The sequence below is a fragment of the Lysobacter rhizosphaerae genome (genome assembly GCF_054779795.1).
Genome location: NZ_BAAGXO010000007.1, coordinates 898,091 through 911,836, shown reverse-complemented (window position 1 = coordinate 911,836; position 13,746 = coordinate 898,091). Strand labels below are relative to the sequence as shown.

Sequence of the window (13,746 nt, the reverse complement as noted above, 5' to 3'; positions counted from 1 at the left end):
TCCCGATCAGCGGGGCGCGCATTGTGCACAGCCGCACTCCGATTGGGAAGAGGGTTTTGTAAAAAAATTAAGTTGACAGCGGCGTTCGCGCTCATCGCGAGGTGCATGGCCGCAGTTGAAAGAAGCGCACGCGTCTCATGCCTGCGTCCTTGAACACATTCCCTGTGACGAAAGCGCTTACTCCGCTACCAGGCGCACACGCGCAAACGTGCGCTTGCCCACCGCGAGCACACCTTCGAATCCCGGCGCGAACAATCGCTGCGCGTCCTCGACAACCTCGCCGTCGATGCGTACCGCGCGCTCCTTCAGCTTTCGGTTTGCTTCCGAATTACTTGGCGTCAAACCCGCTGCGGTCAACAACGCGGCAATGCGCAGCCCGTCCACGGGGACAGCCACATCGCTTAGCGGCAGCGAGGCTGTATCGCCTTCACCGCGCACGGCCGCATTCCAGCCGGCGATCGCGGTTTCCGCCGCGGCGGCGCCATGGAAACGCGCGGCGAGCTCACGCGCCAGGCGCAGCTTGAGGTCGCGGGGATTCAGCGCGCCGCCGTCGATATCACGCTTGAGCGATGCCGTTTCCGCCAGGGATATCTCGAAACTGAGCAGCTCGATCCAGCGCCACATCAATGCGTCGCCGATCTTCATCGTCTTGGTGACGATGTCGATTGCCGGTTCGTTGATGCCGATGTAGTTGCCCAGGGACTTCGACATCTTCTGCACGCCGTCGAGGCCCTCCAGCAGCGGCATTGTCAGGACGATCTGCGGCGGCTGTCCGTAGTGCTCCTGCAGGCCACGCCCCATCAGCAGATTGAACTTCTGGTCGGTGCCACCGAGCTCGACGTCTGCCTTCAATGCCACCGAGTCGTAGCCCTGTACCAGCGGATACAGGAATTCATGGATCGCGATCGATTGCTGGGCGGCGTAGCGCTTGGCGAAGTCGTCGCGCTCAAGCATGCGCGCGACGGTGTGCTGGGCGGCCAGCTTGATCATGTCGGCGGCGGCCATCTGCCCGAACCATTCGCTGTTGAAGCGCACCTCGGTGCGCTCGCGATCGAGCACCTTGAATACCTGTTCGGAGTAGGTCTGGGCGTTGGCCAGCACGTCCTCGCGCGTGAGCGGCTTGCGGGTGACGTTCTTGCCGGTGGGATCGCCGATCATTCCGGTGAAGTCGCCGATCAGGAAAATGACCTGATGGCCGAGGTCCTGGAACTGCCGCATTTTGTTGAGCAGCACCGTATGACCCAGATGCAGGTCCGGCGCCGTGGGATCGAAGCCCGCCTTGATGCGCAGGGGGCGGCCGAGCTGGAGCCGGGCCTCGAGCTCATCGCGCTTCAGGATCTCGTCCGCGCCGCGGGAGATCAGCGCCAGGGCTTCGTTCAGTGGGGTCGTCGCGGACACGTCTTATTTTTCCGATGAGTGGCGCCCGCCTGAATGGGACGGGGTCCGTGAAATTCGTTAGAGCCAAGTTAACACGGCGTTAAACCGGGCTGTACGTCAAAAAACCTTTGCTCTTCAATGGTTTGACGCGGAGTGCTCACGTGTCTATGGTACCCCCGCTACACGCACATCACACGCGTGAATAGTGTTTCGGGACCAAGGAGGGGAACCGGAATTTCGAGACGTTAAGGGGAACGGCAATGGGTAAATCCGGACTGGGCGCGCAACGGCGCGAGCGACTCAAGGCACTGCGCGAAGCCGCATTGCATCGACCGGTACTGGCCCGCCATTTGTCCGACGGCTTCAACGGCCGCTGGTCGCGTCGACAGTGGGCGCAGGCCAGCCTGGTTGCAACGCTGGGCATGCTGGTGGCAGCCATCGTTCCCGGCTTCAGCCCGGTCCAGGATGCTCCGGCTCCGGCCGCCCGCATGTCCATGGCGTTGCCGCTGCCTTCCCTGCCGCTCGCGCGCCTGCATGGACAGACCGGTGACAGCTGGCAACTGGTGCGTGTGGAACGCGGCCAGACCCTGGCTTCGCTGTTCAAGCAGTTTGGAATCTCTCCCTCGACCCTGCACGAAGTGATGCAGCAGCCGGGCGCACGCGAAGCGCTGACCAGGCTCAAGCCCGGCACCGAGCTCGCGTTCGACCTGCCGGTCGGCGAGGGCGGCACGAGCAGCGAACTGCGCGCACTGCGCTTCGATCGTGACGCCAGCCATCGTGTGGAGATGAGCTTTGCCGGCGGCGAGATCCACCAGAACGTGATCGATCGCCCCAGCGAAACCCGTACTGTCGTGCTCAGCGGCAAGGTGGGCCGGTCGCTGTACGGTTCGGCGCGCAAGCTGGGGCTGACCGGCAGCAACATCAACACCCTGACTGACGACATCTTCAAGTACGACATCGACTTCAACGACGATGTCGCTGCCAGCGACCGCTTCAGCGTGGTGGTCGAGCAGACCTGGCGCGAAGGCGAACTGATCAGCACCGGCCCGGTCCTGGCCGCGACTTTCACCACGGGCGACAAGCTGCACACCGGCTTCCGGTTCCTGCGCAACGGCAAGGCCGAGTACTTCACCGGCGACGGCCGCCCGCTGAAGAAGAGCTTCATCCGCATGCCGATCCCGTATGCGCGCCTGTCGTCAGGCTTCGGCAACCGGTTCCACCCGGTGCTGGGCCGGATGCGCATGCACAAGGGCGTCGATTACGCCGCGGGCACCGGCACCCCGATCCAGGCCGCCGGTGACGCGCGCGTGGCCTTCGTCGGCAAGCAGAACGGATATGGCAACGTGGTCATCCTCGACCACGGCCGCGGCTATACCACGCTGTACGGGCACATGTCGCGCTTCGGCAAGGAACGCGTCGGCCAGCACATCGCGCAGGGCACCGTAATTGGCTACGTCGGCATGACCGGCTTGGCCACGGGCCCGCACCTGCACTACGAATTCCGCATCAATGGCGTGCATCGCAACCCCCTGTCGATCACGATGCCGCCGCCGGAGCCGCTGAGCGGCGTGGCGCTGGCGCAGTTCCGCCAGCAGACCTCGGTCGCGCTCGCCCGCATCCGCAAGGTCGAGAACATCATCTATGCCGACGCCGACAGCGCACCGAAGCAACCGGTGGCGGTTGCGGGCATGAAGCGGAACGGCCGCTCCGGCTGACCGTCGGCGGCGAACGACACGGCGGCACTTCCTTGATGCATGCCCTGCCGGCACTGCACCGGCGCGGCATACTGCGCCGATGCCGCCCCACTCTTCCGAACCGCAACTCTTCCTCGGCCTGATCTCGGGCACCAGCGCCGACGGCATCGATGCCGCGCTGGTGCGCCTGAGCTCCGACGACACCGACACCCGCTGCGAACTGGTCCATGGCCGCACCTATGCATGGCCGGACGATCTCCGCTCACGCCTGATTGCACTCGGCCAGGGCGCCGCGATCCATTCGCTCGACGAGGTCGGGACGCTCGACGTCCGCCTGGGAGAGCATTTTGCGAGCGCGGCCCTGAGCCTCGCGCGTGAGGCCGGGGTCGCGACAGGTGACATCCGCGCGATCGGCTCGCACGGGCAGACCGTGCGACATCGGCCGGCAGGCGCGGCCTTCGATGGCGTCCATCCCTTCACCCTGCAGCTGGGCGACGGCCACGTGATTGCCGAACGCACGGGCATCGCCACGGTCGCCGATTTTCGCCGTCGCGATGTCGCTGCCGGTGGCCACGGCGCGCCACTGTTGCCGGCACTGCACAACGCCCTGCTGCATTCGGCGGACGAAGACCGCGCCGTGTTGAATCTCGGCGGCATTGCCAATTTCACGCTGTTGCCACGGACGGGCGAGGTGCGCGGCTTCGACACGGGCCCGGCGAACGCCCTGATGGACGCGTGGTGCGCGCGGCATACCGGACAGGCATTCGATGCCGACGGCGCGTTTGCCGCGCAGGGAGCGAGCAATGCCCCGTTGCTGCAGCGGCTGCTGGACGAACCATGGTTCGCGTTGCCGCCGCCCAAGAGTACCGGGCGCGAAGTGTTCCATCTCGACTGGGTGCAGGCGCGGCTAAGCGGCGGCGAATCACCGGCCGACGTGCAGGCGACCCTGTTGGAACTCACGGCGGTGAGCGTTGCCGACGCATTGCGTGCGCAGCAACCGGAGACCCGGCGCGTGCTGGTGTGCGGTGGTGGCGTACACAACGCCCGCCTGCTGCAACGCCTTGCCGCCAACCTGCCGGAAGTGAGCGTGGAATCCAGCGCCGTGTACGGCGTGGACCCGGACTTCGTCGAAGCGATGGGGTTTGCCTGGCTGGCAAGGCAGGCCCTGGCCCAACGCCCAGGCAACCTGCCCAGCGTCACCGGCTCGCGCGGTCCGCGCGTGTTGGGCGTGGTCTACCCGGTGACGTCAGCCTAGGACAGGGCCGTCGAGGGCCGCGCTCCGGCTCAGACCGGATCCTTGCGCGCCGGTAATTCGGACCCCAGGAATTCGGACATGACGAAGTTCGAGTCGACGCTTGGGGACTCCGGATCTGGCGCCCGCTCCACCCGGCCGATCAGGGAAAACCCGGGGTCGTTTGGAACGCCTTCCAAGGCCGCGATGGCAGCGCGCAGGGCGTCGCTGTCGGTATCACTGAAACGCACGTTCATGTCGGCTTCGACCGCGTAAAGCCCCTGCTCCAGCACGTACAGCAGGGTCTGTGGCAGATCCCAGCGGCGCGCGTCGGCCACGCGGCGGAGACGATCCGCCAGCACGGGGTCGATGTCGCGGAGGACGATCTCGGTCATTGAGGGCGATGCTGGCACGCTTCTACGCCCAATGCTAACTCGCCGCCTCCGCTTGTCACACCTCCGGCACCTAACCCGCAGATGACGGTGCGGGTGCCGGCCGGTCCCGACGGATCAGCCACAGCACCAGAACCAGCGCGGGCAAGCCGATCACCGCGGTGTACACGAAGAACGGCGGATACCCCCAGGCGTCGACGATCTTGCCCCACTGACTGGCGATGCTTTTTGCCGGCAGGCTCCACAGCGTGCCGAACAGCGCGTACTGCGTCGCGGTGTAGGCGGTATTGGTCAATGACGACATGTACGCGATGAAGGCGGTGCCGGCGATGCCGTTGGCGATGTTGTCTGCGCTCACTACCGTGGCCAGCCAGCCCAGGCCCGGGTGGATGGTCGCGATATGCGCATACAGCAGGTTAGCCACCGTCAGCAGCACCCAACCGACCATCAGCGTTTTGGCAATGCCGACCCGTCGGATCAGCACGCCAGCCAGCAAGGCACCCGCCATCGTCATCAGTACGCCGTAGACCTTGGACACCAGTGCGATCTGGTCGAGGGTGAAGCCCATGTCCAGGTAGAAGGTGTTGGCCGCGACGCCCATCGTGGTGTAGTTGAGCCGATAAGTGATGATCAGCAGCAGGATCGGCACGCCGGTGCGCAGACCGTTGCGCGAGAAGAAGTCGACGAACGGACAGACCACCGCACCGATCAGCCAGGCGACCGCAGTCTGCAGCGGCGCTGGCCAGTGCGCGGAACGCTCCAGGAATGCCACCACCCGCGCCTCCTGGGCCAGCGTCGAGCGATCGATGGACGCGTCGGGCTCCGCGATGATCAGGGTGGTGGCCACGCCGACGAGTCCGCAGGCAGCCATCAGGAAGTAGGACATGGTCCAGCCATAACCGGCTGCCGCCACGAGCGCGCCGGCGCCGGCGCAGATCAGCGCCACCTGGTAACCCATCTGGTAGGCCGCCGCCATTGCGCCCTGCGACTCTTTGCCGGCCGCCTCGATGCGATAAGCGTCGACCGAGATGTCCTGTGTCGCTGATGCGAAAGCGGTGAACACCGCCAGCAGGGCGACATGCTCGGCATCCACCGCCGGATCCGCCAACGCCAACAGCACCAGGCCGACGATGACGCCGCACTGCGCCAGCAGCATCCAGCTGCGGCGACGCCCGAGTCGATGCAAGCCGGGGAGCGGCAGGCGATCGACGATCGGCGACCAGAAATACTTCAACGAGTAAGCGAGGCCGACCAGGCTGAAATAGCCGATCGTGGTCCGGTCGATGCCGGCCATGCGCAGGCGCGCCGACAGCGTCGTCAACACCAGCGGGAGCGGCAGCCCTGACGCGAAACCGAGGAACAGCATCGCGCGCACGCGCGGATTGGCATACACATCGAAGGATTTCCACCAATTGCGCAATGCTTGGGTCATAGGGCGTAATCCACGGCAAATGGAGCGTGATCGGAGAAGCGCGGCGACGCCTGGATGGCGCAGGCCGTCAGCTTGTCCCGCAGCGACGGAGTGACGAACTGGTAATCGATGCGCCATCCCACGTTGTTGGCGCGCGCCGCACCGCGATTGCTCCACCACGTGTAGTCCTGGCCTTCGGCGTGCAGTTGGCGATAGGTGTCGACCCAGCCACTGCCGTTGGCCGCCGCCGGGTCCATGCACAGCCCATTGAGCCAGTCGCGTTCCTGCGGCAGGCAGCCGGAGTTCTTCTGGTTACTGGTCCAGTTCTTGATGTCGAGCCGGCTACGGACGATGTTCCAGTCGCCGCACAACACATAGTCGCGGCCGGAGGCGAGCCACTGTTGCAGGATCGGCGCCAGCCACCGCATTACTTCGAACTTGAACTCCTGGCGCAGTTCACCCGATGAACCCGATGGAATGTAGAAGGACACGACGCTGAGGTTGCCGAAGCGCGCCTCGATGTAGCGGCCCTCGTCATCGAACGCGGGCCAGCCCAATGCGGTGAGCACCTCGTCCGGCTCGCGCCTGGTGTAGATCGCGACGCCGCTATAGCCCTTCTTGGTGCTCGCATCCTTGAAAAAGCTGCGATAGCCGGGCGGACGGAAGACGTTATCGACGGGCGCGTCCGGATCGCCGAGCTGGTGTTCCTGCGCCTTGGTTTCCTGCAGGCACAGCACATCGGCATCCTGGGTGCGGAACCAGTCGAAGAAACCCTTGTTTGCCGCGGATCGGATGCCGTTGGCGTTGAAGCTGATGATTCTCATGGCGTGCAGAGTGGGGTTCGCGAGGGCGCGCTGAGACTAACCGATGCGGTTGTTCCGGCGCTTGCGAGGCGCCTGCTGCCGGACGACAGGAGCACGTGTCCCGGGGCCAATCGCCAGCCGGACGATCCTGCCGCGACGGCAATGCGACAATCCGGATCCCGAACCCATCTCCAGACCCCGTGCCGCACGATCACCGCTCCCGCTTCCTCCAACTCGCCCTGCGCGCCGACGCGCTGCGTTTTGGTGACTTCACGCTCAAGTCCGGCCGCCACAGCCCCTATTTCTTCAACGCCGGTCTCTTCAACTCCGGCGCCTTGCTGGCTGAGCTCGCCGGCTGCTATGCCGATGCGATCGCGGCGCACGGCGTGGACTTCGACCTGCTGTTCGGACCCGCCTACAAGGGCATCCCGCTCGCCACCGCCGTGGCCTGCGAATACGCGCGCCGCGGCCGCGACCTGCCGCTGGCCTTCAACCGCAAGGAAGCCAAGGCACATGGGGAAGGCGGCACCCTGATCGGCGCGACGATGGCAGGAAAGCGCGTGCTGATCGTCGACGACGTGATCACCGCCGGTACCGCGATCCGCGAGGCCCTGACGATCATCCGTGACGCCGGCGGCATCGCCGCGGGCATCGTCATCGCCCTGGACCGGCAGGAAGCCGTCGCCCCCGACGTCTCGCGACGCTCTGCGGCACAAACTGTCGCGGACGAACACGGTTTGCCGGTGGTGTCCGTCGCCAGCCTCACCGACCTGCTGGAATTCGCCGGAGGCAATGCCGACCTGGTCGCACAACGCGAGCGGCTGCTGGCTTACCGTGCCGCTTACGGCAGCGAAACCACAAGCTGAGAAGCGGCCCTCGATGCAGGCAGTTGGCGTGATACTTGCGTGCCCGTTCAGCATCGGGCGAACCCTCAACAGGACTCCATGAACAAGCTGTATGCCCCCATCGCGCTGGCTCTGACGGCCGCCCTGCTGTCCGCTCCCGCAGGCGCGCAGGAAGCGGTCAAGAAAAAGCTGTATTGCTGGAACGAAGCTGGGCGCAAAGTCTGTGGCGATGCCTTGCCGGCCTCCGCAACCGACAGTGCGCGCACCGAATTCAGCGCCAAGAGCGGCATGACGACCAGCCAGGTCGGGCGTGCGCTGACGCCGGAAGAGCGCGCCGCCGCCGCCGCGCAGGCAACGATCGAGCAACAGACACAATTCCAGCTGGCGGCCCAGCGCATGCGCGAACACGCCATGGCCGAGTCCTATGCGACCGAAGCCGACCTGCGCCGCGCCTTCAACGGCCGCATCGCCCTGCTCGACGACACCATCAAGGCTACCCAGCTCAGCATCGGTAGCCTGCGCCAGAGTCTGATCAGCCTGCTGCGCCAGGCCGGCGAAGCCGAACTGGCAGGCAAGCGGGTACCGGCCAACCTCGCGGGCACCATCACCACCCAGCACAACGAGCTCATTCGCCAGCAGGCGATGCTCGTGACGCATCGCCAGGACCGCGGCGAGATCGACGCCGAGTTGGCGCACGCGCTGCAGACTTATCGCGCGCTCAAGGGGCCGAAGGCCGCTGCCGGCCCGGGTGACGGCAGCGCCTGACTTCCTGCCCAGCAACCATGAAAAAGCCGGTCGATTGACCGGCTTTTTTGTGCCGTAGCGAGCGACTACGGGCCGCTCGCCGGGATCAGAACGGCAACACCAGGTCCGGCTTCAGCGCCAGCAGTTGCTCGCGGAACGCCGTTTGGATTCGCTGGAGCGCATCCGCACTGTCGGCATCGAAACGCATCACCAGGATAGGTGTAGTGTTCGACGCGCGGACCAGGCCCCAGCCATCGGGGAAATCCACCCGCAGCCCGTCGATGGTCGACAGGCGTGCGCCCTCGAACCTGGCGGCGTTGCGGAAGCGCTCGACGAAGCTGTGCGGGTCGCCGTCGGGCGCATCGACCTTGATCTCGGCCGTGGACACGCCATCGGGCAATGCAGCCAGCGTCGCCGACGGCGTGTCGGGTTGTACCGACAGGATCTCGAGCAGGCGCGCGGCGGCATAGATGCCGTCATCGAAGCCGTACCAGCGTTCCTTGAAGAAGAAGTGGCCGCTCATCTCGCCGGCCAACTCCGCGCCGGTCTCGCGCATCTTGGCCTTGATCAGGGAGTGGCCGGTCTTCCACATCAGCGGGCTGCCGCCGTGGCGCAGGATGTGGCCCGGCAGGCGGCCGGTGCACTTCACGTCGTAGATGATCATCGCGCCAGGGTTGCGCTCGAGCACGTCCTGCGCGAACAGCATCAGCAGGCGGTCGGGGAAGATGTTCTGACCATCCCGCGTGACCACGCCGAGGCGGTCGCCATCGCCGTCGAAGGCGATGCCGAGATCCGCGTCGAGACGCTCGACCATGCGGATCAGGTCCGCGAGGTTGTGCGGCTCGCTCGGATCCGGGTGGTGGTTCGGGAAGGTGCCGTCGATCTCGCAATACAGCGGGGTGACCTCGGCGCCGATCGCGGCCAGCACGCGCGGGCCGAGGTCGCCGGCCACGCCGTTGCCGGCGTCGACCACTACCTTGAGCGGGCGGTCGATCTGCACGTCGTTGGCGATGCGCTGGACGTACTCGTCGCCGATATCCAGCGAGCGGACCTCGCCGGGGTTGTCCGCACTGAACAAGCGGCCATCGGCGATGCGGTCGTAGAGGTCGGTGATCGCGTCGCCGGACAGCGTCTCACCACCGACCACGATCTTGAAGCCGTTGTAGTCCGGCGGATTGTGGCTGCCGGTAACCGACACACAGGAACCGGCGCGCAAGTGATAGGCGCCGAAATACACCACCGGCGTCGGCGCCATGCCGATGTCGATGACATTGCGGCCAGCCTTGCGCAGGCCATTGATCAGGCCCTCGGTCAGTTCCGGCCCGGACAGGCGGCCGTCACGGCCGACGACGATGTCGAGCAGGCCCTGCTGTTGCATCAGCGAGCCGATCGACTGGCCCAGCAGGTCGGCGATGCTGGCATCGAGCGTCTTGCCGACCACGCCGCGCACGTCATAGGCGCGGAAGATGCCGCGATCGATGGCAACGCTGGCCTTGGGCGCCGCGTCCTGCGCCGCCGGCTTCGCCGCCGCGACGGGTTGCGGCGCGAGCAGGTCCGGCGCCAGCTGACCCAGCGTCTGTTCGCTCGCATCGTCAGCGGCGCCGGCGGCGGCGCCACGGCCATGGGTCAGGCGCGGATAGAGCCACGCCACCACGGCGCCCAGCGCCAGCAGCGCCGTAGCGATTGCACAGGCCAGCCAGCCCAGGCCGAAGGGACCGCCCGCGACATCCGGCACCGCGGCGGCGACGCGCAGGTCGCTGCCCGGCACCTTGGCCGCCATCGCCTCCGCCCCATTGGCCAGCGTCTTGTCGCCGCGTTCGACCAGACTGGACGCGCCCTGGCGCAGGGCCAGATAAGTTTCCTCGGGAACGTTCGCGACCTCGACGCCGGTGCCCAGCTTGTCCATACGCAGGCTCGCGCTCGCGACGCCGATGGTTTCCTTGCCACGCATCACCGGTGCGGCCAGCGCCAGCTTCTGCTTGCCCAGGCCGTCGGTGACGATCCAGGCCACCGGCTTGTGGTCGGCGAGCGCCTGCTCCATCGCCGCGAGACGGCCATAGCCGGTCTTGGGCAGGCCCGCATACGCGGGGTCGAGGTCGGTCGACAGGACCTCTCCGTCGGTCGCCGAACCCCAGCCCTGGGTCAATGCCTCGCCGGCCAGGCGCAGGTCGTTCGCCGCCAGCGCCGCCTGCACCGGCGCACTCTGCAGCTGCTTCGCGAACTGTTTCTGCTCGGCCGCCAGCACGCCCTGCACGGCCTGCACCGCGGCGTCGCGCGCCTGCTCCACCGACTCTCGGCGATTGCTGTCGCGCAACTGCTGCCATGCGCTCCAGCCGAACCACGCCGCCAGCAGTACCAGCGTCAGGGCGCCGAGCTGGCGCAGCAGCTGCGCCTGCGCGGGAGCAAGGGTCTTCTTCTCGGTCATCATCATTTCCTGTTGTAGCCAGCGCGGTCAGCGCACGCCGGTGTGGCCGAAGCCACCGGCTCCACGCGTACTCGCTTCGAATTCGTCCACCACCTGCAGCGTCGCCCGCACGATCGGCAGCACGACGAGCTGGGCGATGCGGTCCCCGGGTTGAATCGTAAAAGCCTCGCGACCGCGATTCCACACGCTGATCATCAACGGCCCCTGGTAGTCCGCGTCGATCAGACCTGTGCCGTTGCCCAGCACGATGCCATGTTTGTGGCCCAGGCCGGAGCGCGGCAGGATCACCGCGCACATGGTCGGATCGCCGACGTGGATGGCGAGGCCCGACGGCACCAGGGCCGCATCGCCCGGCTGCAGGGTGAGGGCATCGTCCAGCGCGGCGCGCAGGTCGAGCCCGGCACTGGCCGGCGTGGCGTATGCCGGCAATGGCCATTCGCCGCCGAAGCGAGCGTCAAGGATCTTCAGTTCGAGCGTGTGGTGCATGCGGTTCCTTACTGCAGTCAAATTGCTGTGCAAGCGGGTTGCCATCGCCGGCCGCCGGCGCGGCAGCAACCATGGCACGCCATGAAACCGTCGCGGGCCGCTTCAACCCAGCCGGGTGGAAATCAATTCAAGCAAGTTGTCTGCCAACTGGATTTTCGGCGCTGGCCCCAGCGCGCGCTCGAAGCCGTCGCGCCCGTACACCACCAGCGCATTCTCGTCGCTTTCGAAGCCACTGCCGGCGACGCCGACGCGGTTGGCGGCGATCAGGTCGAGCTGTTTCTTTTCCAGCTTGCCGCGCGCGTATTGCTCGACATGGTCGGTTTCTGCCGCGAATCCGACCACCAGCCGCGGCCGCCGCGGATGCACCGCGACTTCGGCCAGGATGTCGGGCGTGCGCACCAGTTCCAGCACCAGCGTGTCCATGCCGGCCTGCTTCTTGATCTTGCCCGGGGCAATGGCTCGCGGGGTGAAGTCGGCGACGGCGGCGGCGCCGATGTAGACATCCGCGGGCAACGCGGCCAGGACGGCCGCATGCATCTGCGCGGCGCTGCGCACGTCGATGCGGGTGACGTCGGCGGGCGTGGGCAGCGCGACCGGACCGGCCACCAGCACCACCTCCGCGCCCTGGCGCGCCGCCGCATCGGCGACGGCGAAACCCATCTTGCCGCTGCTGCGGTTGCCGATGAAGCGGACCGGATCGAGGTCTTCGAAGGTCGGGCCCGCACTGACGATGACGCGGCGTCCGCGCAGGCTCATCGCCTCGCCTCGGCGAGCGCGGCGACGATCGCCTCCGGCTCGCTGAGGCGACCCGGTCCGGACTCGCCCTCGGCCAGCGGACCGTCTTCGGGCCCGACCACCTGCACGCCGCGTTCGCGCAGTGTGGCGATGTTGGCCTGGGTTGCCGGGTGCAACCACATGCGGTGGTTCATCGCCGGCGCCACCATGATCGGCGCGGTCGTGGCGAGGCACAGCGTGGTGACGAGGTCGTCGGCGAAGCCATGGGTGAGCTTTGCCAGGGTGTTCGCGGTGGCGGGCGCGACGACGACATGGTCGGCCCAGCGCGCCAGTTCGATGTGCCCCATCGCGGCCTCGGCCGCCTCGTCCCACAGCGAGGTCCGCACCGGCATCCCCGACAGCGCCTGGAATGTCGGCGTGCCGACGAAGCGCGTGGCTTCCTGCGTCATCGCCACCTGCACCTGCGCACCGGCGTCGCGCAACCGGCGCACCAGTTCGGCGGCCTTGTACGCGGCGATGCCGCCGCACACGCACAACAGGATGCGCCGGTCTTGCAGGCGGGCGCGGGCGTCGGCCATCGGCTCGGAATTCCTACCGCGAAACGGGCGGTTAGCTTACCCGAACGCGTGGAGCTGCCTGATCCAAGGGACCGCGCGTTGCGGCGAAGCTGCATTCCTCCCGGATGCGGCGAGATTGCACCCGCCTGCCGTCCCGGCTCGTCCAGGCCTGCGGGCAGGCGCTTGCTGGCCGCATCCGGGAACCTCTTCTTCCAACCCTGAGCCGCATGCATATCCGCGACTGGCCCGCCGCCGAACGTCCCCGCGAGAAGCTGCTCGCCCGCGGTGCCGGCGTCCTGTCCGATGCGGAACTGCTGGCAATCTTCCTCGGCTCCGGCCTGCGCGGCCGCGATGCGGTCGCCACCGCGCGCGAGCTGCTGGCCGAACACGGTCCACTGCGCACGCTGCTCCAGCGCCCGCCGAAGGAACTGCAGCGCCTGCGCGGGCTCGGCCCGGCCCGCGCCTGCGCGCTGACGGCGGCGCTCGAGCTCGGCCAGCGCCTGCTGCAGGCGGAACTCGAACGTGGCGCCGCCCTGAGCGATCCGCAATCGGCCGGCCGCTACTTCGCCCAGCGCCTGCGCGGCTTGCCGCAGGAAGTATTCGCGGCGTTGTTCCTCGATACCCGCCATCGCGTCATCGCCTTCGAGGAGTTGTTCCAGGGCTCGCTGGACGGTGCCGAGGTGCACCCGCGCGAAGTCGTGCGCCGCGCGCTGGGCCACAACGCCGCTGCCGTGATCGTGGCCCACAACCACCCCAGCGGGAACCCGGAACCATCCGCCGCCGACCGGGCGGTGACGGCGCGCCTGAAGCAGGCCCTGGCGCTGGTCGACCTGCGCCTGCTGGACCACTTCGTGATCGGCGACGGCGAGCCGGTGTCGCTGGCCGCGCGCGGCTGGATCTGAAGGCAGGGGCGGGGCGGCTCGCGAGCCCGAAGCGCAGAACCTCGGCCGGCCCGCGTGGCCGGCCGCTGGCGCGGCTCCGGCTTCTGGTCTGTGGAAGTGGATCGGGGGCCCGTACAATGCCCGGCCCGCTACATCAGCCGAAAA

The 13,746-nt window shown here is 67.2% G+C and carries 11 protein-coding genes and 1 pseudogene; 5 read left to right on the top strand and 7 right to left on the bottom strand.

Features of this window, described 5'->3' with window-relative positions:
- Positions 1-177: 177 nt before the first annotated feature.
- Complete coding sequence (gene tyrS / locus ACYVGE_RS13135) at positions 178-1,398, bottom strand: tyrosine--tRNA ligase (protein ID WP_460730548.1); 1,221 nt, start codon at positions 1,396-1,398, stop codon at positions 178-180.
- Between the two features lie 239 nt (positions 1,399-1,637).
- On the opposite strand from tyrS, the gene ACYVGE_RS13130 reads away from it, so the two are divergent.
- A complete protein-coding gene (locus tag ACYVGE_RS13130; RefSeq protein WP_460730546.1) occupies positions 1,638-3,092 on the top strand; it encodes a peptidoglycan DD-metalloendopeptidase family protein in 1,455 nt (484 codons plus the stop codon).
- Between the two features lie 79 nt (positions 3,093-3,171).
- Positions 3,172-4,326 (top strand): anhydro-N-acetylmuramic acid kinase, encoded by a 1,155-nt coding sequence (locus ACYVGE_RS13125; RefSeq protein WP_460730545.1) that lies wholly within the window; start codon positions 3,172-3,174, stop codon positions 4,324-4,326.
- A gap of 29 nt (positions 4,327-4,355) precedes the next feature.
- Here ACYVGE_RS13125 and ACYVGE_RS13120 read toward each other — a convergent pair whose 3' ends face one another.
- The 3 genes from ACYVGE_RS13120 to ACYVGE_RS13110 form a co-directional block, all read right to left on the bottom strand.
- Complete coding sequence (locus ACYVGE_RS13120; protein WP_460730544.1) at positions 4,356-4,697, bottom strand: hypothetical protein; 342 nt, start codon at positions 4,695-4,697, stop codon at positions 4,356-4,358.
- 70 nt (positions 4,698-4,767) lie between these two features.
- On the bottom strand, positions 4,768-6,126 hold the full coding sequence (locus tag ACYVGE_RS13115) for an AmpG family muropeptide MFS transporter (protein ID WP_460730542.1): 1,359 nt from the start codon (positions 6,124-6,126) through the stop codon (positions 4,768-4,770).
- Entirely contained in the window at positions 6,123-6,929 is an 807-nt protein-coding gene (locus ACYVGE_RS13110; protein ID WP_460730540.1) for an exodeoxyribonuclease III, read from the bottom strand. Before ACYVGE_RS13110 ends, ACYVGE_RS13115 begins: the two co-directional genes overlap by 4 nt.
- 179 nt (positions 6,930-7,108) lie before the next feature.
- On the opposite strand from ACYVGE_RS13110, the gene pyrE reads away from it, so the two are divergent.
- Positions 7,109-7,774, top strand: coding sequence for an orotate phosphoribosyltransferase (gene pyrE / locus ACYVGE_RS13105; RefSeq protein ID WP_460730538.1), 666 nt, complete (start codon positions 7,109-7,111; stop codon positions 7,772-7,774).
- A 78-nt stretch (positions 7,775-7,852) separates the two neighbouring features.
- Positions 7,853-8,518, top strand: coding sequence for a hypothetical protein (locus ACYVGE_RS13100; protein WP_460730537.1), 666 nt, complete (start codon positions 7,853-7,855; stop codon positions 8,516-8,518).
- 85 nt (positions 8,519-8,603) lie between these two features.
- On the opposite strand, the gene ACYVGE_RS13095 is transcribed toward ACYVGE_RS13100, so the two are convergent.
- From ACYVGE_RS13095 to coaBC, 3 genes and pseudogenes are all read right to left on the bottom strand, one after another.
- On the bottom strand, positions 8,604-10,922 hold the full coding sequence (locus ACYVGE_RS13095; protein WP_460730535.1) for a phosphomannomutase/phosphoglucomutase: 2,319 nt from the start codon (positions 10,920-10,922) through the stop codon (positions 8,604-8,606).
- 27 nt (positions 10,923-10,949) lie between these two features.
- Positions 10,950-11,408 (bottom strand): dUTP diphosphatase, encoded by a 459-nt coding sequence (gene dut / locus ACYVGE_RS13090; protein WP_457097196.1) that lies wholly within the window; start codon positions 11,406-11,408, stop codon positions 10,950-10,952.
- Positions 11,409-11,510: 102 nt separating this feature from the next.
- Positions 11,511-12,721 (bottom strand): annotated as a pseudogene (gene coaBC / locus ACYVGE_RS13085) (bifunctional phosphopantothenoylcysteine decarboxylase/phosphopantothenate--cysteine ligase CoaBC).
- Between the two features lie 206 nt (positions 12,722-12,927).
- Here coaBC and radC point away from each other — a divergent pair.
- The gene (gene radC / locus ACYVGE_RS13080) at positions 12,928-13,602 is read left to right on the top strand and encodes a RadC family protein (RefSeq protein WP_460730533.1); all 675 of its coding nucleotides are present in this window, start codon (positions 12,928-12,930) and stop codon (positions 13,600-13,602) included.
- Positions 13,603-13,746 lie beyond the last annotated feature (144 nt).